At 54.1% G+C, this 26453-nt stretch carries 20 protein-coding genes, 1 tRNA gene and 1 pseudogene; 16 read left to right on the top strand and 6 right to left on the bottom strand.

What is annotated here, in order from left to right; all coding sequences use genetic code 11:
- Window positions 1-20 precede the first annotated feature (20 nt).
- From EQM14_RS08745 to EQM14_RS08730, 4 genes are all read right to left on the bottom strand, one after another.
- Window positions 21-1064, bottom strand: a complete 1044-nt coding sequence (locus tag EQM14_RS08745; protein WP_128742591.1) for a M23 family metallopeptidase — start codon at window positions 1062-1064, stop codon at window positions 21-23.
- 92 nt (window positions 1065-1156) lie between these two features.
- A complete protein-coding gene (locus EQM14_RS08740; RefSeq protein WP_243112478.1) occupies window positions 1157-1675 on the bottom strand; it encodes a gamma-glutamylcyclotransferase family protein in 519 nt (172 codons plus the stop codon).
- A 23-nt stretch (window positions 1676-1698) separates the two neighbouring features.
- On the bottom strand, window positions 1699-2748 hold the full coding sequence (locus EQM14_RS08735) for an amidoligase family protein (RefSeq protein WP_128742590.1): 1050 nt from the start codon (window positions 2746-2748) through the stop codon (window positions 1699-1701).
- Window positions 2749-2772: 24 nt separating this feature from the next.
- Window positions 2773-4626 (bottom strand): VirB4 family type IV secretion system protein, encoded by a 1854-nt coding sequence (locus EQM14_RS08730; RefSeq protein ID WP_128742589.1) that lies wholly within the window; start codon window positions 4624-4626, stop codon window positions 2773-2775.
- A 302-nt stretch (window positions 4627-4928) separates the two neighbouring features.
- On the opposite strand from EQM14_RS08730, the pseudogene EQM14_RS08725 reads away from it, so the two are divergent.
- Window positions 4929-6050: pseudogene (locus EQM14_RS08725) on the top strand (Y-family DNA polymerase); the annotation flags it as partial.
- A 506-nt stretch (window positions 6051-6556) separates the two neighbouring features.
- On the opposite strand, the gene EQM14_RS08720 reads toward EQM14_RS08725, so the two are convergent.
- Window positions 6557-6632: transfer RNA gene (locus EQM14_RS08720), tRNA-Ala, on the bottom strand.
- A gap of 509 nt (window positions 6633-7141) precedes the next feature.
- On the opposite strand from EQM14_RS08720, the gene EQM14_RS08715 reads away from it, so the two are divergent.
- Window positions 7142-8404 carry an HlyC/CorC family transporter gene (locus EQM14_RS08715; RefSeq protein WP_128742588.1) on the top strand — a complete coding sequence of 421 codons (1263 nt, stop codon included), beginning with the start codon at window positions 7142-7144 and terminating at the stop codon, window positions 8402-8404.
- Window positions 8405-8445: 41 nt separating this feature from the next.
- Entirely contained in the window at window positions 8446-9042 is a 597-nt protein-coding gene (gene dhaS / locus EQM14_RS08710) for a dihydroxyacetone kinase transcriptional activator DhaS (RefSeq protein ID WP_128742587.1), read from the top strand.
- A gap of 2 nt (window positions 9043-9044) precedes the next feature.
- On the opposite strand, the gene EQM14_RS08705 is transcribed toward dhaS, so the two are convergent.
- Window positions 9045-10007, bottom strand: coding sequence for a hypothetical protein (locus EQM14_RS08705; RefSeq protein WP_128742586.1), 963 nt, complete (start codon window positions 10005-10007; stop codon window positions 9045-9047).
- A gap of 244 nt (window positions 10008-10251) precedes the next feature.
- Here EQM14_RS08705 and EQM14_RS08700 point away from each other — a divergent pair, with 244 nt between their 5' ends.
- The 13 genes from EQM14_RS08700 (at window position 10252) to ileS (ending at window position 26375) form a co-directional block, all read left to right on the top strand.
- A complete protein-coding gene (locus EQM14_RS08700; RefSeq protein WP_243112791.1) occupies window positions 10252-11205 on the top strand; it encodes a glycosyltransferase family 2 protein in 954 nt (317 codons plus the stop codon).
- A gap of 408 nt (window positions 11206-11613) precedes the next feature.
- The gene (miaB, locus tag EQM14_RS08695) at window positions 11614-13035 is read left to right on the top strand and encodes a tRNA (N6-isopentenyl adenosine(37)-C2)-methylthiotransferase MiaB (protein ID WP_243112477.1); all 1422 of its coding nucleotides are present in this window, start codon (window positions 11614-11616) and stop codon (window positions 13033-13035) included.
- A gap of 23 nt (window positions 13036-13058) precedes the next feature.
- A complete protein-coding gene (locus tag EQM14_RS08690; protein WP_128742584.1) occupies window positions 13059-13466 on the top strand; it encodes a YlbF family regulator in 408 nt (135 codons plus the stop codon).
- A 69-nt stretch (window positions 13467-13535) separates the two neighbouring features.
- Window positions 13536-16157 (top strand): DNA mismatch repair protein MutS, encoded by a 2622-nt coding sequence (gene mutS, locus EQM14_RS08685; protein WP_128742583.1) that lies wholly within the window; start codon window positions 13536-13538, stop codon window positions 16155-16157.
- A 30-nt stretch (window positions 16158-16187) separates the two neighbouring features.
- Window positions 16188-16721: a GNAT family N-acetyltransferase gene (locus EQM14_RS08680; RefSeq protein ID WP_164919014.1), complete on the top strand. Its 534-nt coding sequence runs from the start codon at window positions 16188-16190 to the stop codon at window positions 16719-16721.
- Between the two features lie 31 nt (window positions 16722-16752).
- Window positions 16753-18669: a DNA mismatch repair endonuclease MutL gene (gene mutL, locus EQM14_RS08675; RefSeq protein ID WP_128742581.1), complete on the top strand. Its 1917-nt coding sequence runs from the start codon at window positions 16753-16755 to the stop codon at window positions 18667-18669.
- The gene (gene miaA, locus EQM14_RS08670; protein WP_128742580.1) at window positions 18669-19616 is read left to right on the top strand and encodes a tRNA (adenosine(37)-N6)-dimethylallyltransferase MiaA; all 948 of its coding nucleotides are present in this window, start codon (window positions 18669-18671) and stop codon (window positions 19614-19616) included. Before mutL ends, miaA begins: the two co-directional genes overlap by 1 nt.
- Window positions 19589-20905: an HlyD family efflux transporter periplasmic adaptor subunit gene (locus EQM14_RS08665; protein ID WP_128742579.1), complete on the top strand. Its 1317-nt coding sequence runs from the start codon at window positions 19589-19591 to the stop codon at window positions 20903-20905. Before miaA ends, EQM14_RS08665 begins: the two co-directional genes overlap by 28 nt.
- Window positions 20883-21620, top strand: coding sequence for a YggS family pyridoxal phosphate-dependent enzyme (locus EQM14_RS08660; protein WP_128742578.1), 738 nt, complete (start codon window positions 20883-20885; stop codon window positions 21618-21620). The genes EQM14_RS08665 and EQM14_RS08660 overlap by 23 nt, the downstream gene beginning before the upstream one ends.
- Before the next feature lie 20 nt (window positions 21621-21640).
- Window positions 21641-22126, top strand: a complete 486-nt coding sequence (locus EQM14_RS08655) for a cell division protein SepF (protein ID WP_128742577.1) — start codon at window positions 21641-21643, stop codon at window positions 22124-22126.
- A gap of 23 nt (window positions 22127-22149) precedes the next feature.
- Complete coding sequence (locus EQM14_RS08650) at window positions 22150-22881, top strand: YlmH family RNA-binding protein (protein WP_128742576.1); 732 nt, start codon at window positions 22150-22152, stop codon at window positions 22879-22881.
- Window positions 22882-22897: 16 nt separating this feature from the next.
- Window positions 22898-23545 (top strand): DivIVA domain-containing protein, encoded by a 648-nt coding sequence (locus EQM14_RS08645; protein ID WP_128742575.1) that lies wholly within the window; start codon window positions 22898-22900, stop codon window positions 23543-23545.
- A 43-nt stretch (window positions 23546-23588) separates the two neighbouring features.
- Complete coding sequence (gene ileS, locus EQM14_RS08640; protein ID WP_128742574.1) at window positions 23589-26375, top strand: isoleucine--tRNA ligase; 2787 nt, start codon at window positions 23589-23591, stop codon at window positions 26373-26375.
- Window positions 26376-26453: the final 78 nt, after the last annotated feature.

The following is a 26453-nucleotide window of genomic DNA, read 5'->3' as shown; positions in this document are numbered from 1 at the left end:
CTGTATATACGGGGCTTGCTTTACGGCAGATACCCTCTGGGGTTGACTGCCTTGCCGCCGATGCGCACTTCAAAGTGCAGGTGGCTGCCTGTGCTGTGGCCGGTGTTTCCAGAAAGTGCGACGACGTCGCCGGCTTTGACAGCTTGCCCTGCATGGGCGATAATTTGGGAGCAGTGTCCGTACAGCGTGACCAGCCCGCCGCCATGGTCGATCATAAGATAATTCCCATAGCCGTCAGGATCCCAGGCAATCTTGGAAACAGTTCCATCCTTCGCCGCATGGACCTGTGTGCCGGTCGGTACGCCCAGATCGATGCCTGTATGGACAGTGGCTTTTCCGTTGATCGGGTCAATGCGGGGTCCGAATTCCGAGGTGACCAGTGCTCGCCAGTTACTTCCGACAGGGGAAATCAGGCCGGCAGTGGAGGGGACTTGCGATGAGACGGTGGGCCCTGTGCCGGTTTCGCCCAAAGCTCTTTTACAGATTTCATCGGCATTGGATTTTTCATCGTCCGTGACGGTCCGGCCGAGGAGTCTGTCAAGATTCTTATAGACCTGATTGAGATCAGTCAGCGGAACAGCTGCGTCATAGCTCTGTTCAGTATGGGTTCCATCCGGATTCTGAACAGTGCGGGTGCGGGTTTCCGTTTTTGCAAAGCAGCCGGCAAACGAATCGTAGTCCACCCCCTGCAGGGAGTCGGCGCCGAAATACAGAGAATAAAAAGCAGCCTTGACCCGCGTGGAGTCGAGGCTTCCGTCCCCGGATTCAATATGTAGCTGTGCGATCGCATCGTCCAGCTGGCTGAACGCATCTTGCATTTCTTCAATATGCTGCCGATATTCAGAGGGAACATCCGAGGAGATCGTCCCTCCGTGGAAGGCGAGATTCACAGCGTCGTTGTTGTGTGCCGCGCCCCCGGAGAGAAAACTCATGAGTAAAAGTACGGCAAGAATAAAGGGCATCAGGACAGCGGTGATGGTTACTGCGATCACCTTCCACGTCCGTTTGTCTGTGGCGGCGGCAACCGCCGCCTTAACTGCAAGGGCCACAGCGGGTGCGGCCATGAAGCATTCCTCCTTTGGGCAGAAAAGAACAGACACCCCGGCGGGTAGTAGGGCGTCCGCTTTACGCTCCTATTGCAATAATCGATTGAGCGTTATTTCCATTTCATATTGAACAGACTGCCTTGTTCCAGATCCGATGATTCCTGTTCGGACTGCTCTTGTTCTTCGGCCAGACGGATGGACTTTTCCACGGACCTTTCCAGAAAATCCGTATCAAAGTTCGCCGTTTTATAACCCTCCATGATGACTCCCAGGTAGTAATCCGAAGGGGTCCCGAAGGGATGCCTGTCGTTCATGATGTAGACCATGGCCGGTTGTGTCTTTCCCCCAAGTTGCACCGGCAGGATCTCTTTGTGATAAAAATGGGGGTATCCTTCATACCGGTCGAGTGCCTGCTCGTCGGCAGGCCGGATCTTCCATAACAGAATGGGAACATTTGCCCCCTTGAGCGGCTCCACGGTGGCAACCGCCCCACGGCGTCCGCCGCGGAACAGCAGTTCATAATCCCTGATCTCGCTTGTTCCAACCACTTTGGCGGTCGGGCAGCGGTAAGCCATCTGCGGAAGGTTAAGGTTGCTGCCGTAAGCGATATACAGCATAGATTTGCTCACAAAAACACATCTCCTTTATATGTTTACATACGCATGACAAGGGCCGGGGACTCGTCCTCCCCGGCCGGTTCCTGCTGTGGAGTGGCCGTTGCAGTCTCCTGTTGGGCTTGGCTTTCTGCGGCCGATTCCAGTTCTTTTTCTTTTTTCTGCCGTAACCTTTGCTTTTGCTGTATAGCCTGCTCGGGGTTTTTCCACGCGATACAGCCGTCCAGATGCTCCAGCAGATGCAGCCGGGCGGTTTTGAATTCATCCCCAATCAGCCCAAGCCGTAAAAGCCAGGTGCGGAAAGTATATTTTTCATTGGTGCTGTGGGTTTTCTGCCTGCTGGCGCAGCGCTGGTTGAGGGCCTGCGCGGAAATGGCGAGGCAGAACTGGATATATGCCTTGATCTTTCCAGCATGAGTGGTGGAATTAAAAAGCCTGAACTCAATTGTGCCCTTTTGGAACACGCTATGTAAGTTCAGGCAGTGGTAACGGGAATCGTCGTAATGGTGGTAGCTCCGGTCTGCGCCTCCGTACCAGATGCGGCTGACCTCATTGAGCGTTCTGGGTTTTTTGCGATTGAGTTCTTCAAGAAAACGCTGATCGACCTTTCTGCAATATTGGTGCTCGCGGGCAACCTCCACCTGCATGGCCTTATAGATCAGATCCTCTTTCGCAGCCATGATATTGGTGATGTTGCGCAGAGTGTTCGCGTTGTGCGGAGAGGCGTCCACATGCACATGGATCCCACAGCTTTTATCGGCGATCATTCCGGCGCCGCGCAGTTTCCGCACGATTTCCTGGATGATTTCGATGTCACCCCAATGGCAGATGGGGCTGACCAGCTCCACACTGTAATCATGGTCCGCGGGAACAAGCCTGCCTCCTTCTTTTTTCTGACAGGTGATGCTGCCGTCGCTCATGACCTTCCAGCGGCGGCTCTCACTGTCCAAAACAGAATATTCGCCGTAATACCCCCCGTCGCGGCTGACGGGATTCCCGAAATGTTCGGACAGCACCCGTGCAGCAGCCTCACGGGTCAAGCCTGTCATCTCGATTTCAATCCCGAACCGCTGTTCTTTCATGTCCAAAATTTTTCATCTCTTTTCCGATGATCAGCGGCCTCCGGCCGTACCGAAGAGTTTTGATTTGTACTCCGGTGCGGTGACCATCAGGTTATACCGCTCGTTGCCGCATTTATACAAGCAGACGCCCCGCTGGGGGTAACGGATCAGGTTGTACTCGGATTCCTCGAGCTGCAGGGAGTCGATGTAAAAATGCTTGTCGATGTTGCCAGCGTTGAAGAGGAACGCGTGCGTGGGGATGGAAAACAGCGGCTTCGTCAGCTCCCTGATGCCCTCGATGTTGAAATCTTCGAGATTCTGCGAGGCCAGAATCATGGCGGAGTCCTTTTTCCGTACCCGCTTCATGCAGCTTCGAATATACTCAATGACCACATAATTGTTACCGTTCCCGCCGCCATTGTTGGTCAGGAACAGATACAGCTCGTCGATGCTGGCGGCCGTATTGCCTTCGGTCAGCAGTTTGTCGGACATAAAGGAAAGGACGTTGAACAGGAGAGCGCTCTTGACATTCCGGCTGGCCTGCAGTAATCCCTTGACGCCAAACACAATAAAGCGGTTGGAAGTCACATTGGTATGGCCGTTGAAGAATTTGCTCTCGGCGCCCTGGCACATGGAGTGGAGCCCCAGCAGGATTTCCTGCAGGAGCTCGGCGGTGTAGAGCTGATATTTTGCCTGGTCGTAGCTTTTGTACTCATCCTCAATCAGCGCGTACAGGTCGGAAAGGATGGGGTAATCAGCGGCCTCCAGCTTGCTGAAATCGGTGCGGTCGCTGAGCCCCCATTTTTCATAGAGCTTACCCAGCATGATTTCGATAACATCGATGTGGCGGTCGGAAAAATTCTTGTAACAGCGGAAAAAGTCCTTCAGGAAAGAAATATGCTGGCTGAGCTTTGTGCGCTGCCGGAATGCCTGGGGCGCTTCCTTGTCCTCGGGGCTGCCGCCTTCGTCCCAGGTCTTGGGTTCCAAAGGGTTGATCATATACTGGCCGCTCATGAGGTCGGCAAAGCATCCCCCGAGGTTTTCGGCCAGATCAACGTATTCATGTTCCGGATCGAGGCCGATCACGCTTTTTCCGGATTCAAGGATATTGCAGAGGATCAGCTTCAAAAGGTGGCTTTTGCCCTGGCCGCTATTGCCAAGGATCAAAATATTGCTGTTGGTTTTATCATCGTCCCGCTTATCAAAGTCCACGATTACGTTTGAGCCGAACTTATCGCGGCCCAGGTAAAAGCCATGGGGATCTGTTTTGCCCGAATAGTTGAACGGGTACAGGTTGGCGGCGGAGCTTGCGGGCAGGACCCGCTCAAATTGGCTGGAAAACGCATTCCAGCCGGAGGGGATGACGCTCTGGAATCCCTGCTGCTGGCGGAGCAGGAGTTTATCTACATTGAGCTTGGAACGAATGAGTTCTGTCAGCACTTCGGTTTGAAGCAGACCGAGCTGTTCCAGACTGTGGGCGGAGAGCTCGATGTAAACCGCCGTATGCAGAAGCGGCTCCTTACTCCGGTGCATCTGTGTGACAAGGGTGGTGACGTCTTGTAAATTCGACTCAGCTGTGACGGTTTGTTGAAGATCCTGTGTGCTGCTCCGCTGCATACGGTTTTTGTTCGCAGCATTTGAGATGATTTTCCTTTCCTCCATGGGTGTGACGTGCCTGGTGTAGAGGTGCAGGGTTACGCCGTCTTTTTCTCCGAGATAGCGTAAGATGGCCTGCTCATCGGTCGTCGTCGGGTATTCACGCAAAGCCCAAACGCACCGAAATGTGTTGCCGCAGATAAAATAATCCGTGAAAAACTTGATCACCGAGGGTGCGATCATGTCCAGAAATTCCTGCATGCGGATATCCTCCTGCGGCGGCATTTTCGTCTTCTGCTGCTTTGCCATTTGGCATCTTCCTTCCCGATTGGATTTTGGATAAAAAAACCGCCACATCTCTGTGACGGCACGGACCCTCTTGCGGTTAAGCATGGTATAATAAGTGCGATGTTAAATGCACTTTATCAGACATTGTGAAAACGCTGAAACAACTTGGTTTCTAATTTTAGGGTAATGTACTATATATTTCAACGAATGGTACCCCTGAAACGTGGTTTTTCATGAAGCATAGTGGGGAAACGTAAAATGGGAACTCTGTAATTTCAATCTGCAAACAGATGACTTTTAAAGGAGGAGGCCGGAGAATAAGCATGGAGAACAGGACCTATATCGCAATCGATCTAAAATCCTTCTACGCTTCGGTCGAGTGCGTGGAACGAGGGCTTGATCCGCTGACCACCAACCTCGTTGTCGCTGATGCAAGCCGCACCGAAAAAACCATCTGCCTCGCCGTCTCTCCTTCCCTCAAAGCATACGGCATCCCCGGCAGGGCGAGGCTGTTTGAGGTCGTACAGAAGGTCAAGGAAGTAAATGCGGGACGGCTGCGCAAAGCACCGGGACGAGCCTTTTCCGGTGCCTCCTGTAACGATACCGAACTGAAATCCTCACCGGGTCTTTCGTTGGATTATATTGTCGCAACGCCGAGGATGGCCTATTATATAGAGTACAGCACACGGATTTACAATATTTATTTGAAGTACATCGCACCCGAGGATATTCATGTCTACTCCATTGACGAGGTATTTATTGATGCCACCGCATATCTGAACACCTACAATCTCTCAGCCCGTGAGCTTGCCAAGGAAATGATTCTGGATGTACTCAAAACAACTGGCATTACAGCAACGGCTGGAATTGGCACAAACCTGTACCTCAGCAAGATCGCTATGGATATCCAGGCAAAGCACATACCAGCTGATAACAACGGTATGCGGATCGCCGAATTAGACGAAATGAGCTACCGTCGCCTGCTGTGGTCGCACCGGCCTTTAACAGATTTTTGGCGTGTTGGAAAAGGATATGCCAAGAAGCTGGAGGAACACGGCCTCTTTACGATGGGGGATATTGCGAGATGCTCTCTCGGTAAACCTACCGATTACTATAACGAGGATTTACTGTACAGGCTGTTCGGCGTCAACGCCGAGTTGCTGATCGACCACGCATGGGGGTGGGAGCCATGCACGATTGCCGATATTAAAGCATATAAGCCAGGCTCAAACAGTGTTGGATCGGGGCAGGTGCTGCAATCCGCCTATACTTTTGACAAAGCGAAGCTGATCGTGCGGGAAATGACCGATCTGCTGGTGCTTGATCTGGTGGATAAACGGCTTGTGACCGACCAGCTTGTCTTGACGGCCGGATATGATATCGAAAATCTGACAAATCCGACGATAAAAAAATCATATCACGGAGCAATTACCATGGATCACTATGCAGACAGTGCTCTTTTCTTTTGACACGTCGATACCCACGCTGATCATTCCGAACCTCCTGAATAGATGTTTGTAATTGTTGCCCATCTGCGCTTATTGCGATTCAGTTTGGTTCGTTACGCGAAAGCCCCGTAGGGTTTCAACCTGCTTAATCGAACGTTTACAATAAGGGATGGCCGGCAGTTTTTATGTCGGAGGCTTCGCTCCAAAAAGAGCCACGCCGGACCAATTACTCTCTTATTGTAAAAGAATAAGCGCAAATGCGAAACGCCCGTCGGCGTCTTACATCTACGCTTTTAGAGTACCAAAAAGAGCTATGTCCTCCAATTGGAAAACATAGCTCTTTCCTCGCTTTTGGTAATGGGATTGCTCTATGAAAATGAGGATATCAGGGAGTACCCATCATGAGATGACTGATCTCCGCATTCCCCTGATATTTATCAAGTGCCCGGTCACCGTAGATAAAACGCAAGCCACAAGGTTTTGGCCTTGTGGCTTATTGTTTTTGGTGGAGATAAGCGGGATCGAACCGCTGACCTCCTGCATGCCATGCAGGCGCTCTCCCAGCTGAGCTATACCCCCATTTAGCAATACCCCCTGACTTTGAGGCATTTGCGGCATATTCAATTTTCTGACTTGCTTACTTTTGAGGTGTTGCACAGCCGATACGTTGCGCTCCCAGCTGAGCTATACCCCCATTTAGCAATACCCCCTGACTTTGAGGCATTTGCGGCATATTCAATTTTCTGACTTGCTTACTTTTGAGGTGTTGCACAGCCGATACGTTGCGCTCCCAGCTGAGCTAATGCCCCTCATGTCAGAAAACCTAGTATTCATGCGGTTTTCCGGATTTTCCAATTTTTCGTTTGTCTTTTTCTTGTGGGGGAGTACAGGTGGCAGCTTGCGCTCCCAGCTGAGCTAATACCCCGTCTGTCATGTTTTTCGACAGCTTTAACATAGTATCATATTTACGGATTGTTTGCAAGAGTCAAAACGAATTATTACAAAAAGTTTCTGAGAATAAAATGAAATTGAAAAAATATGGAAATTATGATAATATAAAAAAAACTTTAAGAGTTAAGGGGACCTCCATGGATAAATCCACGTCTCAAATATTGTTGATCCTGTTGTTTATCCTTATGTCAGCGTTTTTTTCAGCAAGTGAAACAGCGTTTACTACTTTGAATAAGGTGAGAATTAAAAGCCTGGCCAATAACGGAAATACCCGTGCAGCCGTCACACTAATGCTTGCGGAAAATTATGACAGCCTGCTGTCCACCATACTGATTGGCAACAATATCGTAAATATTGCCAGTGCCTCCGTCGCAACCATTCTTTTTACAAGCCTGTTCGGGGGCGCAGGTGTCACTGTTTCGACGGCCGCTATGACTGCAATAGTATTGATTTTTGGTGAGATATCGCCAAAATTTCTGGCGAAAGAAAGTCCTGAAAGTTTCGCACTGTCGGCAACACCGATTTTAAACTTTTTTGTAATGCTGTTTACTCCTCTGAACTATCTTTTTTCCGGCTGGAAAAAACTGCTGGGCCACGTTTTTAAACGCAGGGATGAAAAAAAAGTTACGCAGGAGGAACTGATGACTTTTGTCGATGAGGCCCAGAGTGATGGGGGAATTGACGAACGCAACGGTGAACTGATCCGCTCCGCAATAGAATTTAATGATTTGGATGCAAATGACATATTGACTCCAAGGGTTAATATCGTCGCGGTAGACCGAAAAATGCCCATGGATAAAATTACTGATCTTTTTCTTGAGACAAGTTACTCACGGCTGCCGGTCTATGAAGATTCCATAGATAACATTGTTGGCATGATTCATGAAAAAGACTATTTCCGGGCTCTTTACAAAGGGGAAACCGCAATCGCGCAGATAGTCAAAAAAGTTTCCTATGTTGGAACCGGCATGAAAATATCGGACCTTCTGCGCCTTTTACAGCAAATGAAAACCCATATGGCGGTTGTTGTGGATGAATTCGGAGGGACGGAAGGCATCGTCACAATGGAGGATATTTTGGAAGAGCTCGTAGGCGATATCTGGGATGAACACGATGAAGTGATAGATTATTTTAAGAAAATAAATGATTTGTCCTATGAGGTAAACTGTGCCGTCAGCCTTGACGATATGTTCGATTTCTTTAAAATAGATCAATCAGAGGACGAGTCCGACTCCGTAACAGTCAGCGGGTGGGTCATGGAGCGGCTTGGCAAAATTCCGGCTGCAGGCGATAATTTCGAATTTCAAAAGATGAAATTCACGGTTACAAAAGCGGCGGCCAGACGGGCCACGATGGTATCGATCCAACTTCCTGAGCCCATTCGGGAAGCAGCGGACTGAAAATTTGCTTTTCAGACATTCAGCCGGGAAAGGGGACGCTTATGTCAGAATCATTGATTACGAAAAAGGCGATTGCCCAATCCGTTAAGGAACTAATGAAAAAAGAGGACCTAAGAAAAATATCGGTTTCAGATATCGTGAAGAAATGCGGCGTCAACCGCCAGACATTTTATTATCATTTTAAAGATAAGTATGATTTGGTCAACTGGATTTATTATAACGAAGTGGTCTCCGCCGTATCCTCTCAAAAAACTTTTCATGACTGGAGCGACGTCATGCTGGATATTCTGAGCACAATGAAGAGGGAAAAATGCTTTTACAGAAACGCATTTAACGTGACAGGGCAAAATGCCTTTCAGGACTACTTCTTCAACCTCACCAAAAGCCTGTTGATTGAAATCATAGGGGAGATGGAGGATGGGAAAGGAATTCGTGAGAACGATAAAAATTTTATCGCCGAGTTTTACACGTACGGCCTTGTCGGAATTGTGATACAATGGGCGCGTAACGGAATGAAGGAACAGCCGAAGGAACTCGTCGATAAATTAAAATACTTTATCGATGACAGCAAACAGTTTACAGCCGCCCGATATTTGGGAAAGCTGACAGGGGAAAGCGGCGGGTCGGACCGCCGTTGATTTTACCGCGCTTTCTGGGTACAATACCGGCACCGGATGCCCTGGCTGGAATCAATCAGATAGCACCGCCCTCCGGTTACAAATCTCTTTAAGATCATGCGGTCCGTTTCGGGACTGAGGAGGAGAAGAGGCTTGCTGCGCGAGGTCAGAGAGGAATTCATCAGCTTACTTACCGCCAGACGGCAGGAATCGATCTTCTGTCCGGCTTTTGAAATATAGTACCAGCCGAAAAGGCAACCGTAATTTGCCATGCAGTTGATGAAACCGTCGCTGCAGCATGATTTTGCAGCGGGTGAGCCGATTTCCGCGATGTATCCGAAGAGACATTTCCTGCTTTTTAGAATATGAAAAGAGCGGCCGCACCCTTCCGCCATTTTTTCCGGGTCGGCGAAAGTGTTGATCCTCACGGATAAAATAATATTTCCGGTTTCGATGATTTTCTGCGCCAGGCTGTCGCTGATGTCGCAGCCTTCGGAAGTGATATAAAACACACAGTCGTGGTTTTTTCTGCACGCTTCGAAAATCTTGTCCTGGTAACGGAGGGGGTGTAAACCGCAGATAACGAAAAAATAGACCCCCTCTTTTTTAATAAATTCTACCGCTTCACATAAATTTTCCGGTGAGATCCTCCACAGGTTTTTTCTTTCCGCCGCCTCCGGCTCCTGGACCTGGTCCGTAAGGACGGCCGCCCGGTTAAAACACATGTTGGTTCCGATTTCCTTTAAAATGGAATGGTCAACGTTCTGAACCATGGAGGTAATCATCCGATAAAAACAGCTCCTGGGATTTTTCGCTTCTTGGCGGACTTTTGAAATAATGCTTTCACCGAAAATATCTTCCGTCAGATAGCTGAACAAATCCACCGCGTTCTTCATACTGCGCCGTGGATCGGTTACAATCCCGTGAAGGGAAAGGTCCACTGTCGCACTGATGGCGGCACGTTTCATTACCGCGTCAAATTCCATATCGGTCACTCCCAGACAAAATTACATTCTTTTCTGTGAAGATAAAATAGACAATTTTACAAGAGTGTAACAAATTCTTACGCTTTCGTCGGATTGTTTCATTCCAAGTGGAAATCAAACAAGAAAACTGAAATTCCACCAATCGATCTGTGTAAATTAAGACTTTTATCCCGTGGATAATATGGTATACTTTGTTTGCGGATCATGGCTGATAGAAGCAGAGGTGTATATTACAGTGCAGGCTATGGAACTTTCTTTGATCTTGCCGGTTAAAAATGTGGAAGAAGAGATTGTCGGGATCCTTCGTTTTGTTCAGAAGCAGGCTGAAGAACTGAACTCGGAACTGATCGTTGTCGATATGGGTTCGGTGGATCGTACCGTTTTGCAGGCGGTGCGGCAGATGAAAGAGATGGGACTCCACGGTTATGTGATCCAGAATGGGAATTCGACGGCTTCCGCGGCGCTGAATACGGGAATTCAGAAAGCCGACGGCAGTTATATTTCTTTTATTTTTGCCCGCAGGCTGTATGAAAACTTTGTCCCTGCTTTTTTGGAAACCGCAAAGCGGACCAAGGCGGATTTTGTATTTGGCTGCACCGGCCGCGAGGAAGCCCGGTCGGCGGAACGGCGTTCGCTGAGCAGCGCGATCCTTCACCACGGCGGAAATCAGTATCTGAAAAGCTGGATTCTGCGGGGCGCGGCGATCGATATCTCCGCAGTGCTGATTCGGCGATCCTTCCTGCTGGAACGACAGATTGAATTTGAGGAAGCCTGCCGCTACGGGTATTCGGAGGAATTCATCGCCCGGTGTCTGCTGCTTTCTGACGCCGTGGTTCAGGCGCCTGTGGTGCTTAGAAGGAATGAAACCTGCGAGCTGAAACGCGGCAAGCAGAAGCCCGCCGGGACGGATATTTTCCAGCGCGTGGAGTCGGTCCTCCGCATTGCGGACGCGGTCAGGAGCAACTGCCCGGAGGATGCGGAACTGCTTCGGCTTGTGGAACGGATCAGAGTGCCGCAGGCCGTTATGAACGCGGTGGACGTCCTTCTGCGCGAGGGCAACGATGCGCGTTCCGTCCGCGGCTGCCTTCAGGCCTTCGGATATAACCGTCTTCTGACGGCGGACCGCAGAATGGACCCGAAGCTTCGTAGGAGCATCCTGCTGTGGCGTTTTTCCCCCGGGCTGTACCGTCCCCGTTAATTGCGTCGGCAAGCCGGCTGTTTTTAGTCACAACGGGCCAGCTTTTGAGCGCAATGACCGACGGAGTGAGGTCCCACACCAGCGGCGCCGCCAGCAACCTGTGAAGCCATTCCGGCGGAAACAAAAGACTTTCCGTCAGCACGTCAAATGCAATGATCAGATTCAATTCCAACAAAATCAAGAGATCGCCCCGAGGCTCCAAATTGGAAAGTCACGGGGCTTTTTCCGCTTTTTTCTTGAAGCCCGTTTGGCGCTATGCTATAATAACCTCACGGCGTAAGCGGAAGCAGAGCTTCCGACGCCTGAGAGAACATTGAACCATGATTGCGGGCTGATCACGCGTTTTTATGCGGCTCCGCGGTTCATGTTATAATAATTTGTAATCCAAACACATGGGAGGAATTCCGTTTGCCAGAAGAAGCCCCGTTCCTGTCTCATCTACCGGCGCCGGATAACGGCGAAGCCGTCCGGCGGGTTCGAGAAATCATGGCGATGCGGACGCGCGGCGGCCCGCCGTTGGCGCTGGTGCGCACTTACGGCTGCCAGCAGAATGTTTCCGACAGCGAAAAGATCAAGGGCTTCCTTGCTCAAATGGGATTTTCGTTTACGGAAAACGAGGAAGACGCGGATTTTATTTTGTTCAATACCTGCGCGGTGCGCGAACATGCGGAGGACCGGGTGTTCGGAAACGTCGGCGCGCTGAAGAATGTGAAACGCCGGCATCCGTCCACGCTGATCGCCGTCTGCGGCTGCATGATGGAGGAGGAAAAAGCCGCCGAGCGGATTCGTTCCGTGTTTCCGTTTGTCGGTCTTGTGTTCGGGACCCACGTGATCCACCGCTTCCCGCAGCTTCTGCTGCGCGCGCTGACGGAAAGCGGGCGCGTGTTCGAGCGCGGGGACGACAGCGGGGACCGCGAGATCGCGGAGGGCCTTCCGGTCCAGCGGGACGGAAAAGTCAAGGCGTGGCTCACCGCCATGTACGGCTGCGACAATTTCTGTTCCTACTGCATCGTGCCCTATGTTCGGGGACGGGAGCGCAGCCGCGAGCCGGAGGCGATTCTGGAGGAATTCCGGGGGCTTGTCCGGGACGGATACAAAGACATTACCCTGCTGGGCCAGAATGTCAACTCCTATGGCAAATCCCTTGCACACCCGGTCAGCTTTGCCGCTCTCCTGCGCATGCTGGACGAAGCCGAGGGCGATTACCGCATCCGTTTTATGACCTCTCATCCCAAGGACCTGACCAAAGAGCTGATCGATACCATCGCGGCGGGCAGGCATATCAGCCATCATCTCCACCTGCCGTTCCAGTCGGGAAACAACCGGGTTCTGAAAGAGATGAACCGCGGTTACACGAGGGAGCAATACCTGGACCTGACTGCTTACGCGAAAGAAAAAATTTCCGATCTTTCCCTTACTTCCGACGTGATTGTCGGATTTCCCGGGGAAAGCTATGAAGAGTTCCTCGATACGGTCGATCTGATCCGGCGCGTGGAATTTACTTCCCTGTTTACTTTTATCTATTCGCCCCGCACGGGGACAAGAGCGGCCGGATTGCCGGATCCTGTGCCGATGGGCGAAAAAACCAAGTGGTTTCAGGAACTGTGCGCGGAGCAGGAGGCGATTGCCGCAAGGCGCTGCGCCTCTTCCGTCGGGACGGTGCAGAGAGTGCTGATCGAAAGGCAAAATCCGAAGACGGGGCTCCTGACCGGCCGCACGGACGGAAACATCGTGGTCGATTTTCCGGGCAAACCCGCCCTGACCGGCGGGTTTGCCGACGTCCGCGTCACCGGCGCGCGCAACTGGATTCTGAGCGGGGAACTGATCTGACATTTTTATGAAGGAGAGACGATATGGATATTATTCAGATGACAAGGGATTTGGGCAAGGAAATTCAGAAGGACGACAGATACCTGAAAATGCAGCTTGCGGTTCAGAATACGGATGACGACGAGGGCCTGCAGGACCTGATCGGCCAGTATAACCTGAAAAGAATGTCGTTGGAATCGGAGGCCAGGAAACAGGACCGCGATCAGGAAAAGCTTCAGGCTTATCAGCAGGAGCTGAACAGCCTGTATGAAACCATCATGAAGGTTCCGAGCATGGCTGCGTACAACGAAGCCAAGGCCCAGATGGACACCCTGCTGCGCCGCGTCAACGCGATCATCGAGCAGAGCGCGAACGGCGCGGACCCGGAGACGGCGGATTACGTCGAGCATTCCTGCGGCGGCGAATGCGGCTCCTGCAGCGGATGCCACTAATGAGTGGGATTCATCCCGCAAAGACGGAGCGAATGCGGATTTGAAGGGAAATGGAGGCGGTCAGCGAGTATGGCGGAATTATCCCCCATGATGAAGCAGTATTTTGAAGTGAAAAAACAATATCCGGACACGATCCTGTTCTTCCGCCTCGGAGACTTTTACGAGATGTTTTACGACGACGCGAAGCTTGCGTCCCGCGAGCTGGAACTGACGCTGACGGGGCGCGACTGCGGCCAGCCGGAGCGGGCGCCGATGTGCGGCGTCCCGTTTCACAGCTATGAGACTTACGTCGCGCGCCTGATCGCGAAGGGGTACAAGGTCGCCATCTGCGAGCAGATGGAGGATCCGGCGCTTGCGAAGGGGCTGGTCAAGCGGGACATCATCCGCGTCGTGACGCCCGGAACCGTTCTGGAAAGCAGCATGCTGGACGAATCGCGCAACAATTACATCTGTTCCCTCTGCGTTTCCGGCACGCAGGCCGGCGTCTGCTTCGCGGATGTTTCCACGGGGGAACTGCACGCGACCACGCTGACCGGGAAAAACGCGGAGGAACTGACCCAGCGGCTGATCAATGAACTGAGCCGCTTCTCTCCGAGGGAAATCCTGATCGGACAGGAGGCGCTTGACCTGAGCACGCTTCCCGATTTTATCAAAAAGAGGCTGAGCGTCAGCCTGGAGCTGCTTTCCGGCGACGATTTTGCATCGGAGACCTGCGCGCCGCTGGTCCTGGAGCAGTTTCACAAAAACAGCCTGGAGGACCTGGACCTTTCCGAAAAGCCGGAGATCACGCGCGCGGTCGGCGCGCTGCTCAAATATCTGAAGCGGACCGAGAAGACCGGACTGGAGCGCATGGAGGAGCTGGACCTTTACAGCGGGACCCAGTACATGCGCCTCAGCCTGAACACGCGGCGAAACCTGGAACTGCTGGAAACCATGCGCAGCAAGGAAAAGCGCGGCTCGCTTCTGTGGGTTCTGGACCGCACGAAAACCGCGATGGGCAAGCGCCTGATCCGCAGCTGGATTGAAAACCCGCTGCTCAGTCCGGCGCAGATCGGCCGGAGGCTGAACGCGGTGGAGGAGCTTTCCGAGGACAGCATCCTGCGGGACGGGCTTTCCGGCCGGCTTTCCGGCATCCACGACCTGGAGCGGCTGATGTCCCGCATTGTTTACGGGACTTCAAACGGCAGGGAGCTCAAAAGCCTTTCCTTTGCGTGCGAATCGCTCCCCATGCTCAAATCCCTTTTGAAGGATTCCCGCTCCGAGCTGCTCCGGGGAATCTGGGCGGATCTCGACGAGCTTCAGGATGTCCGGGAACTGATCGAGCGGGCGATTGTGGACGAGCCACCGTTTTCCATCCGGGAGGGCGGCGTGATCCGCCCCGGCTTCAGCGCGGAACTGGACCTGCTCAAAGGGGACATGAGCGACGGGCGCGGCGTGATTGCGAAAATCGAGGCGCAGGAACGGGAGAAAACCGGCATCCCGAAGCTGAAAGTCGGTTACAACCGCGTCTTCGGGTACTACATAGAGATCAGCAACGCCTATAAGGACCAGGCGCCGCCCGAATACATCCGCAAACAGACGCTGACGAACTGTGAGCGTTTCATCACCCCGGAGCTCAAGGAGCTGGAGGGCCGCATCCTCGGCGCGCACGACAAATCCGTCCAGCTTGAGTATCAGCTCTTCGACTCCGTCCGGAAGCAGGTCGCCTCCCAGATGAGCCGGGTTCAGAGAACGGCGGCGGCCGTCGCCCGCCTGGACGTCCTGCTTTCGTTCGCACAGGTTTCCGTGGACCGCAAATACATCCGTCCCGTCGTGAACCTGAGCGGGAAAATCGTTCTGAAGGAAAGCCGCCACCCCGTCGTGGAGGCGCTTTCGGAGGAACCGTTCGTTCCGAACGACGCGGAGCTGGACCGGGAGGAAAACCGGGTCGCGATCATCACCGGGCCGAACATGGCGGGAAAATCCACTTATATGCGGCAGATCGCCCTGATCGTCATCATGGCGCAGACCGGCTGCTTTGTTCCGGCCTCGGCCGCGGAAATCGGGATCGTGGACGCGATCTTCACCCGCGTCGGCGCGTCGGACGATCTGGCCTCCGGCCAGTCTACCTTTATGGTGGAGATGTCGGAGGTGGCGGAGATCGTCAGGGAGGCGACAAAGGACAGCCTGCTGATCCTGGATGAGATCGGCCGCGGGACCTCCACGTTCGACGGCATGAGCATCGCCCGCGCGGTCCTGGAATATGTGGCGGACCGAAAGCAGCTCGGCGCAAAAACGCTGTTCGCGACCCATTACCACGAGCTGACCGAGCTCGAAGACCTGATTCCGGGCGTCAAAAATTACAATATCGCGGTCAAAAAGCGCGGGGACGACATCACCTTTCTGCGCCGCATCGTGCGGGGCGGCGCAGACGACAGCTACGGCATCGAAGTCGCGAAGCTCGCCGGCGTGCCGAACCGGATCATCACGCGCGCAAAGCAGATCCTCTCCGAACTGGACAATGGGGACGAGATTTCCCCGCCCAAACGGCGCGCGGCGAAATCCGGGGAAGAAGAGGACGATCTGCAGATGGCGCTGACTCCTCCGAACCATTCGGAAATCCTGGACAGGCTCGGAACGCTGGACGTCAATACCCTGACGCCGATCGAGTGCATGAACGCGCTGTTTGAACTGACCAAGCTTGCAAAATAGCCGGCGGACTCCGAAAAAGGGGGAATCATTTTGACAAAGTCGATTTTAAGAGACGGCCGTGAACTTTTGATCCGCCGGGCGGAGGAAAGCGACGCGGAACAATTGATCGCATATCTGAACCTTGTCGGCGGGGAAAGCGATTTCCTCACTTATGGAAAAGACGAATGCCGCTTTACCGCGGAGGGGGAAAGACAGTTTCTCCGGGATCAGAAAAGCAGTCCGTCCAGTCTTTTTCTAGTCGGCTTTGTCGGCGGGGAGCTGGTTTGCTCCGCGAATCTTGCCGGGGAAAGCAAGGAGAGGCTTGCCCACAACTGCGAACTGGGCATCACCGTGCGGGAAAAATACTGGAACCAGGGTGCGGCGAGCGCCCTGCTGGCCGAACTCATCCGTTTTGCCAAAGAGAATAAAATTCTGAAAGTGATCCATCTTGATGTCTACGGGAATAATGAAAACGCCATCCGGCTGTATGAGAAGTTCGGGTTTCAGACCGTGGGGCGGCTGAAAAACTATTTTCGGGTCGGCGGCCATTATTACGACGATCTCATCATGGATCTGTATCTGTAAACATCCTGCGAATCGGAAAGAAGGGCGCGCTGTGGGAAAAATCAATGTGCTGGACAAACATGTCGCGGAGCTGATCGCCGCGGGCGAAGTGGTGGAGCGCCCGGCCTCCGTCGCCAAAGAACTGGTGGAAAACGCCGTGGATGCGGGCGCGTCCGGCGTCACGGTCGAAATCCGGAACGGGGGAACCACTTTTCTGCGCGTGGCGGACGACGGCTGCGGCATCGCGCGCGAGGATGTGCCGCTCGCGTTCCTGCGGCATGCGACCAGCAAGATTTCGGGCCGCGAAGACCTGGACCGCATCGGGACGCTCGGTTTTCGCGGGGAGGCTCTGGCCTCCGTCGCCGCCGTGGCCCATGTGGAACTCCTGACCCGCACGGAGGGCGAGCTTGCGGGCACCCGCTATGTGATCGACGGAGAAGGGGAGAAGGCCTGCGAGGACGCCGGATGCCCCCAGGGGACGACCATCGTGGTGCGCGACCTGTTTTACAACACGCCGGCCCGGATGAAATTCCTGAAAAAGGATGTGACCGAGGGAAACGCGGTCGCGGCCGTCGTGGACAAAGCGGCCCTGTCCCATCCGGAGGTTTCGTTCCGGCTTCTTCGGGACGGAAGGGAAACGCTCCACACGCCGGGGGACGGTCGGCTGAAATCCGCCGTTTACGCGGTCTATGGAAAGGAATTCACCGACGGTCTGATTCCGGCTGACTACGAGCTGAACGGAATCGGGCTCAGCGGTTTTATTTCCAGGCCTTCCGCCGCCCGGCCGAACCGGAGCATGCAGAATTTCTTTATCAACGGCCGCTATGTCCGGACGCGGACCGCTTCCGTCGCGCTTGAGGAAGCGTTCAAAGGCTCGCTGATGGTGGGGAAGATTCCGGCCTGCGTGCTCCACCTGGAAATTCCGCTCGGCACGGTGGACGTCAATGTCCACCCGACCAAGATGGAAGTGCGTTTTATCAATGAAAAGCCTGTGTTCGACGCGGTTTATCACGGCGTGAAAACGGCTTTGAACCGCGGAGACAGACCGCCGGTGATTAACCTGCCGAAGGAGCGGCAGGAGCCGCGCTTTCAGGAGGAGAGCGTCACGCAGGTGCGCTTCGCGGCGCAGCGGGAACGGGAGGACGGGGAAACGCGCTTTCCGCAGGTTCCTCCGCCGGTGCGGGAGAGGAGCTGCGCCGTGCATGATTCCGTCTGCGACATCGAAGCCGACGACCTTCCGGATCCGACGCCGCCCCGCGCGGTGCCGGCTTCCAGCTTCGCAAGTGTCAAGAACGAAGGAAATTTGACGGAGCCGCTTCCCGCTTCGTTCTCCGGCACAGCCCCCGGAATTCAAGCCGCTCCGGCCGATGCGCCGCAGCCGGAAAAGCAGGAAGAGGAAGAAGTTCCGGAGCGTCTGATCGGGGAGGCGTTCGGGACTTACATTGTTCTGGAACGCGGCGACTGCCTTGTATTTGTCGACAAACACGCGGCGCACGAGCGGATGCTGTATGAAAAGCTGAAAAGCGGAGGCGGGGAAGCGTTCTGTCAAATGCTGATCGAACCGGTCCCCGTCACCTTGGAAAAGAACGAATACTCGGCGGTTCTCGAGTCGCTCGAACTTTGCAGGCAGGCGGGATTCGAACTGGAGGATTTCGGCGGCGGGACGGTGCTGGTGCGCAGCGCGCCGATGATCCTCGGAAACGAGGACGTCTCCGGGGCGGTGATGGAAATCGCGGGTTATCTTGCGGAAAACAAAAGCGACCTGACGACTCAGAAGATCGATTGGCTGTATCACAACGTGGCCTGCCGCGCGGCGGTGAAGGCGGGCGACGACACTTCTCCGATGGAGCTTGCCGCGCTTGCCCGGAGAGTGGAACGGGAGGACGTCCGGTACTGCCCGCACGGAAGACCCGTTTCCTTTTTGCTTCGGAGGAAGGATCTGGAGCGCCAGTTCGGGAGAATCCAGTGATGGAACGGATTCCGGTCGCGGCGGTCGTCGGGCCGACCGCCACGGGCAAAAGCCGGCTCGCGGTCGAACTCGCCCTGCGCTTTCACGGGGAGGTCGTTTCCGCCGATTCCATGCAGATTTACCGCGGCCTTCCGATCGGGACGGCCCAGCCGGCGAAAGAGGAAAGGAAGGGCGTTCCTCACCATCTGATCGGATTCCATGACCCGGAAAAGCCGTTCAGCGTCGCCGATTACGTCGCCCTGGCTTCGGAATGTATCCGCGGGATCCGGGAGCGGGGCCGCCTCCCCGTGTTGGCGGGCGGGACCGGCCTGTACGTCGGCTCCCTGCTTCGCCATCTGAGTTTTTCGCCGGAAGGGCGGAATGAGGCGCTGCGCGCGGAACTGCTCCGGAGAGCCGGGAAGGAAGGCCCGAAGGTCCTTTGGGAGGAACTCAGAAGTTTTGACCCGCAGTCCGCGGAGCGGATCCATCCGAACAACGTCGGGAGGCTTGTGCGGTCCATTGAGATTTACCGCGAAACCGGGATAACCATGACGGAACAAATGGAGCGTTCCCGCCGGGAGCCTTCGCCCTATGACGCATGTCTGATCGGCTTGGATTACCGTGACAGGTGTAAATTATACCGGGCGATCGATCTCCGCGTCGACAAAATGATGGAAACCGGGCTTCTGCCGGAGGCGGAAATGGTTTTGAATCTTCCCGAGGGAACGACTGCCCGCCAGGCGATCGGTTATAAGGAATTCCTCCCTTATTTTGAAGGAAAATGCGGCTTAACGGAGGCTGTGGAACAGGTGAAGCGGGAGAGCAGGCGCTATGCCAAGCGGCAGCGGACCTGGTTTCGGAGGCAGGAGCAGGCGGAATGGATTGAGATCGATGAAGAACCGGATTTTTTATCCGTTTCCCAAAAAGCGGAAGAGATTCTTTGCAGAAAGGGATGGAATCGGTCATGAACAACCCTCTTCTCCGGAGGATCGCCGCGTCGGCGATTGCCTTTTTGCTCCTCTTCTATGTCGGCTATCAGATTTACCGGTCCCATCACACCGGCATCCAGACGGAAACCGCCGCTTACTTTACCGCGTCCGATTCCGTGATGGTCAGTGGAATCGCCGTGCGCGACGAAGCCCTGCTGAAGGGCGGGGACGGCGGCGTGATCGATTACGTCCTTTCCGCCGGCGACAAGGTCGCCAAGGGGGGAACCGTCGCGGAAATTTATTCCAGCGCGCAGCAGGTGGCCGCGCGGCATGAGATGGAAACCGTGAACAGTGAGATCAATCAGCTGGAGGCGCTCCAGTCGCCGGGCGACACCTACGCGGCCAGCCCGGATTCCCTGGATGAACAGATTCACCGCCAGATATCCGAGATGGCCGGTCAAACGGTTGCGGGTTCCTTCCTTTCTCTGACTCAGTCGCGGGAGGACCTTCAATACCTGCTGAACGAGCGCCAGATCATCACCGGAAAGGTGACGGATTTCAGTTCCAGGCTGAAAAATCTGCAGGCAAAGCTCGACGAGCTGAAAAAACAGGCGGGCGCCGCTCTCGGCAAGATCGTATCCCCGGCTTCCGGATATTTCATTTCCTCCACCGACGGACTGGAAACGGCAATTGATTTTACCAAGGTCCAGGGGCTGACCTGTGATCAGATACAGACAGCGCTGGGTGCCAAGGCGGCTGCCGGCGGATCCCCTGGGAAAATCAGTAAAGATTATGAATGGTACTTTGTTTTCAACGTATCCTCGGGGCAGGCGACCGGTTTCCGGCAGCTGGCAGACGGAGGCACCGTTTCTCTTCAGTTTCCGTTTGTTTCCAACCTGACGGTTCCGGCGTCCGTCGCGGCGGTAAACCAGTCGGGCTCCGATTCGCCGGCAGCGGTGATTCTTGAATGCAACTACATGAATTCGGAGCTGGCAGATATTCGCAAGGAGACGGCGCAGGTGGTGGTACATCAGTATACGGGAATCCGCATCAGCCAAAAGTCACTTCATTTTGAAACTGTCTCCAAAACGACAAAGGACGAAAAAGGAAAAGCAAAAACGGTAAAGAAGGAAGTGAGCGGGGTATACATTCTACATGGAAATCAAATTAGTTTTCGCCAGGTCGTGCCGCTTTACAGCACGGACGATTATGTCATTTGCGACCCAAACCCCAGCTCGGACGGCCTGATGACGGACGAAACGCTCAAACTGCACGATGAAGTTGTTGTGGAAGGGACCGATTTATATGACGGAAAGGTTGTCCAGTGAACTGGAACGGCGTTTTTTGGATGTGGAAGAGAATCTGAAAGCGGTGCGCGGCAGGGTCGCGGAGGCCGCCGTAAAAAGCGGCAGGACACCGGAGAACATCACTCTCCTGGCCGCGACCAAGACTGTGCCGGCCGAGGTCATCAACCACGGGATAGAGCTCGGGATCGACCATATCGGAGAGAACCGGGTGCAGGAGCTGTGTGATAAATATGATTCTTATGATCTTTCGAACTGCGAGCTTCAGTTCATCGGCCATCTGCAGACCAACAAGGTAAAGTATCTGATCGGCCGGGTTTCCATGATCCAGTCTGTCGATCAGCTGAAACTCGCAAAAGAAATTTCCCAGTTAAGTGAAAAGCGGAGTCTTGTAACCGATATACTGATTGAAGTCAATATCGGGCAGGAACCGAATAAATCCGGCGTTTTGCCCCAGAATCTTTACGAGCTGCTCGAATCTGTCCGTTCCCTTCCCGGGATTCGGATCCGCGGGCTGATGGCGATTCCTCCGGCGGGGGCCCCGGAGCGGGAGACAATGAATTATTTTTCGCGGATGAACCAATATTTTATTGACATAAAGAGCAAAAAAATAGATAATGTAACTATGGACTTCCTGTCGATGGGGATGTCCGCGGACTATTTTCAGGCAATTCTGACAGGCGCAAACCTGGTTCGCGTGGGAACAGCGCTGTTTGGACCGAGAAATTATAACAGATAGGCTTATGGAGGTGTTCGTTTATGCCCGGATTTGTAGAAAAAATCAAGGATATGTGGAATCCGCCCGAGGACGAATATGAATACGGCTACGAAGAAGAACCGGAAGAGGTAAATTCAATGGCTGGCGAAAAACAGGAAAGTGAGTCCGAGCTTCAGCAGCGCGAAGCGGTCAGGCGCATGCAGGCCATCAATTCCGGAAACAAGGTGGTCAACATCCACGCGACGGCCCAGCTTCAGGTGGTGCTTTTCAAACCGGAACGCTTTGGGGAGGAGACCTGCGCAATCGCGGACGAGCTGCTGAAAATGCACACGGTGGTTTTGAATCTGGAAAACACCAACAAGGATGTTTCGCGCAGAATCATCGACTTTCTCAGCGGTGTGGCCTATGCGAACGGGGGTAAAATCAAGCGCGTCGCGACCAGCACGTTTATTATCACGCCGTACAACGTCGACCTGACCGGGGATGACGTTCTGGACGAATTGGAAAACAACGGCGTTTATTTTTAGTGGAGCGGAAACCGGGTGCCTCAGTGCTGGAAACAAGGTTCCGCGACCTCGTGCGCCTTTGTGCAGCCGGAGGCAGGGCCAGGTTTTCAGCCTTTCTCGATGAGAGGGAAGCTTTTGAGGCGCGGAAGCTTGCAGAGCGCGAAAAGGCCGGAAATATTCTTCTGTGGGGAGGCTATCCCGAAGCGGAGCGCGTGATGCTCGGCGTGTTTCCGGATTTTATCCGGCCGGATGAAGCGGAGTTTCCCGTCGATGCCGTTACGGCGGTTTTCCGCAAATGCGACAGGCTTTCCCACAGGGATTTTCTCGGCGCGCTGCTTCACACGGGAATGGAGCGAAGTGCGCTCGGCGATATCCTTGTCGGGGAGGGCCGATGCGTTTTTTTCTGCCGCCGCGAAATTTCTGATTTTCTGCTTTTGCAGATTTCTAAAATCGGCGGCACCGGGGTGCGGATGACGAAGGGCTTTGACGGGCCTCTGCCTGAGGCGCGCCGCTTTGAAGAATGGGATGCCGTGGTTGCTTCCGCCAGGCTGGACTGCGCTGCGGCTGCGGCTGTTTCCACCAGCCGGGAAAAGGCATCCGCGATGATCCGCTCCGGCCTGGTACAGCTGAATCATGAAACTGTTGTCTCCCCCTCTGAAGAAGTGCGGGAGGGCGATACGATTTCCGTAAGGGGAAAAGGCCGTTTTGCCCTAGATCAGGTGGGACCGGTTACGAAAAAAGGCAGACTGATCTTACGGGGCCGAAAATATTTGTAGTAAGGGTGTGTTTTTTATGCTTTCGATGAACGACATTATCAATGTCAGTTTTCGCAAATCTGGTTTTTCCGGATACAAAACCGACGATGTGGACGTTTTTATCGATCAGGTCAGGGACACTGTCGACCAAATGCAGAAGAAAGAGGTCGAGCAGGATGAACTGGCGGAAAAGCTGAAAGCTGAAAATCAGCAGCTGACCGAAAAGGTAAAAATCCTTGCGGACAGGGTGGAACAGTTCCGTTCTGAGGAGGATGAAATCAAGAATGCGCTGATCAGCGCCCAGAAAGTCGGGGATGCTTCCGTGCGCGAAGCGCGCCACCGGGCCGAGATCATCCTCAAGGACGCCAATCTGAAAGCGGAACACATCGAACAGGAAGCGCAGGAGAAGACCGTGGAGCAGAAAAGGGAAATGGAGCGTTTGCAGCGGTCCGTTTCGGATTTCCGCGCCCGTCTGCTCGCCGCTTATAAGGAGCATCTTACGCTGATTGACGCCCTGCCTTCCAGCAAGCCGGAACCTCAGCAGGAAACATCCCCCGCCCCAACCGCCGCCTCCGAGCCCCAGCCGGAGCCGAAAGAAGAGCCGGAAGCCGCCGCCACGGAGGAAGCCCCTGAGATGTTTCAGGCCGACATTTCCTGTTTTGAGGCCGAGCCGGCCCAAAACTGATCTTGCTCGCATGAATTCTAAATCTTAAGGAGAGAGTCAACCGATGGATTATAAAAGCACCCTGAACCTTCCAAAAACGGATTTTCCGATGCAGGCGGGTCTGCCGAAACGGGAACCGGACCTGCTTGGAAAGTGGCGGGAAGACGATATCTATGGCAAGGTAATGAAGAAAAACGAAGGCCGGCCTCTTTATGTGCTTCACGATGGCCCGCCCTATGCGAACGGAAACATCCATTTGGGAACCGCTCTCAATAAGATTTTGAAGGACATCATTGTACGCTACCGCAATATGGCCGGATACAAGTCTCCCTATGTTCCAGGATGGGACACGCATGGCCTTCCCATCGAGCGCAAGGCGATCGAAAGCGTTGGATTGGACAGCAGAAGCGACGATCCCGTTTACTTTCGTGACCAATGCAAAGATTTTGCTCTGACGCACATCAAAAGCATGACCGAACAGTTTCAGCGTTTGGGCGTGATCGGCGACTGGGACCATCCTTATGAGACGCTCACCCACGATTTTGAAGCAAAGCAGATCGAAGTATTTGGAGAAATGGCCTTAAAGGGCTATATTTATAAAGGACTCAAGCCTGTTTACTGGTGCGCGCACGATGAGACGGCCTTGGCCGAAGCGGAGATCGAGTACAGCGAGGACCCCTGCGATTCCATCTATGTCAAATTCCGCGTGACGGATGACAAGGGTCTTTTGACGGCGAAAGGTGCGGATCTTTCCAAAACGTATTTTGTCATCTGGACCACCACGACGTGGACGATTCCGGCCAATACGGCGATCTGCCTCGGCCCGGATTTCGACTATTCGCTGGTCAGGGCGGGGGACGAATACTATGTGATGGCCACCGCGCTGACCGAAGAGACCATGAAGGAAGCCGGAATTGGCGAATACGAAAAAATCGCCGAATATAAAGGGAGCGAGCTTGAGCATATCCGGACGGCGCATCCGTTTATCGACCGCGCGTCTCCGATCATCCTGGGCGATCATGTTACGCTGGAGAGCGGCACCGGCTGTGTCCATACCGCGCCGGGACACGGCATCGAGGACTACGATGTCTGCCATAATCATTATCCGGAAATCCCCGTGATTGTCCCGGTCGACAGCCAGGGAAGGATGACTGCGGAGGCCGGAAAACGTTTTGAAGGGCTGACGACCGAGGAGGCCAATCCTGTCATCCGGGATTATCTGAAGGAAATCGGGGCGCTGCTTGCCGTCAAACACATTGTTCACCAGTACCCCCACTGCTGGCGCTGCAAGCATCCGGTCCTGTTCCGCGCCACGGAGCAGTGGTTTTGTTCCGTGGAAGCGATCAAGGATCAGACGGTTAAGGAAATCGACAAGGTTCAGTGGATTCCCGGGTGGGGCCGCGACCGCATTACCTCTATGGTGCGCGAACGCAAGGACTGGTGCATCTCACGCCAGCGCCTCTGGGGCGTGCCGATTCCGATCTTTTACTGCAAAAAATGCGGCAAAGAGCTGGTGACCCGCGAGACAATCGACGCGGTTGCGTCCATTTTCCGCAAAGAGGGCTCCAATGCCTGGTTCAGCCATTCCGCGGAGAAACTCCTTCCCGAAGGAACCCATTGCAGCTGCGGCTGCACGGAATTTACCAAGGAAACCGATGTCATGGATGTCTGGTTCGATTCCGGGTGCAGCCATGCCGCCGTGCTGACGACCCGCGGCGACCTGCACTGGCCGGCCGAGCTTTATCTGGAAGGGAACGACCAGCACCGCGGATGGTTCCAGTCCTCGCTGCTGACCAGCGTCGCCTGGAGGGGACAGGCTCCCTATAAAACCGTCCTGACGCACGGCATGGTCATCGATCTGGAAGGGCGCAAGATGTCCAAGTCCCTCGGCAACGGCATCGCCCCCGGAGAAGTGGTTCAGAAATACGGCGCGGATATCCTGCGCCTCTGGGTCGCCTCCAGCGACTATCAGAGCGACGTCAGGATTTCCAATGAAATTTTGAAACAGCTTTCCGATGCGTACCGCAAGATCCGTAATACCGCGCGTTTTATCCTCGGGAATCTTTCCGACTTCGACCCGGATCAAGATATGGTCTCTCTCGACCGCCTTCTGCCGATCGACCGCTGGGCGCTCAACCGTTTCAACGATCTGATTCGGGAAGTGGGCAAGGCTTATGATACCTTTGAATTCCACACCGCCTATCATGCCATTCACAACTTCTGCGTGGTGGATATGTCCAACTTTTATCTGGACGTGCTGAAAGACAGGCTTTATGTGGAAAGGGCGGACTGTGAGGAACGCCGCGCGGCCCAGACGGCGATGTTTCTGATCCTTTCCGGACTGACCCGGCTGGTCGCTCCGATCCTTGCGTTTACTTCCGACGAAATCTGGCACAATATGCCTCACCTGTCCGGCGAAAATGTTGAATATGTGATGTTGAACGACCTCCCGCAGCCAGTGGATGTCAAGGCGGACAAAGAATTCATCGCTAAGTGGGACCGGATGCATCAAGTCCGTGACGAAGTGAAGAAAGCGCTGGAAATCGCGCGCAAGGAAAAAACGATCGGCGCATCACTGGATGCGGAAGTCCGTCTCTACTGCGCCGGAGAACTTTATGATTTTGTAAAATCAGTGGAAAGCGAATTGAAAACCGTTCTGATCGCCTCCGGCGTTGAGGTATTCCGCGAGGGTTCAGGCACCTTCCGGGGAGAAGAGCTTCCGGAGCTTTCCGTCACTGTGGTTCATGCGCACGGAGAAAAATGCAGCCGCTGCTGGTGTTACAGCGACACGGTCGGCAGCGACCCGGAGCATCCGGATATCTGTGCCCGCTGCGCAAAAGTACTCGGGTAATAAAAACGACTGAAATTGTGCCGGCAGCCGGAATTGGCTGTCCGGCACGTTTTCTGTCGACCTGCATTTGGCCTTTTC

This window comes from Caproiciproducens sp. NJN-50 (assembly GCF_004103755.1).
Taxonomy (GTDB): domain Bacteria; phylum Bacillota; class Clostridia; order Oscillospirales; family Acutalibacteraceae; genus Caproicibacter.
This window is presented reverse-complemented; position numbering and strand designations above follow the sequence as displayed.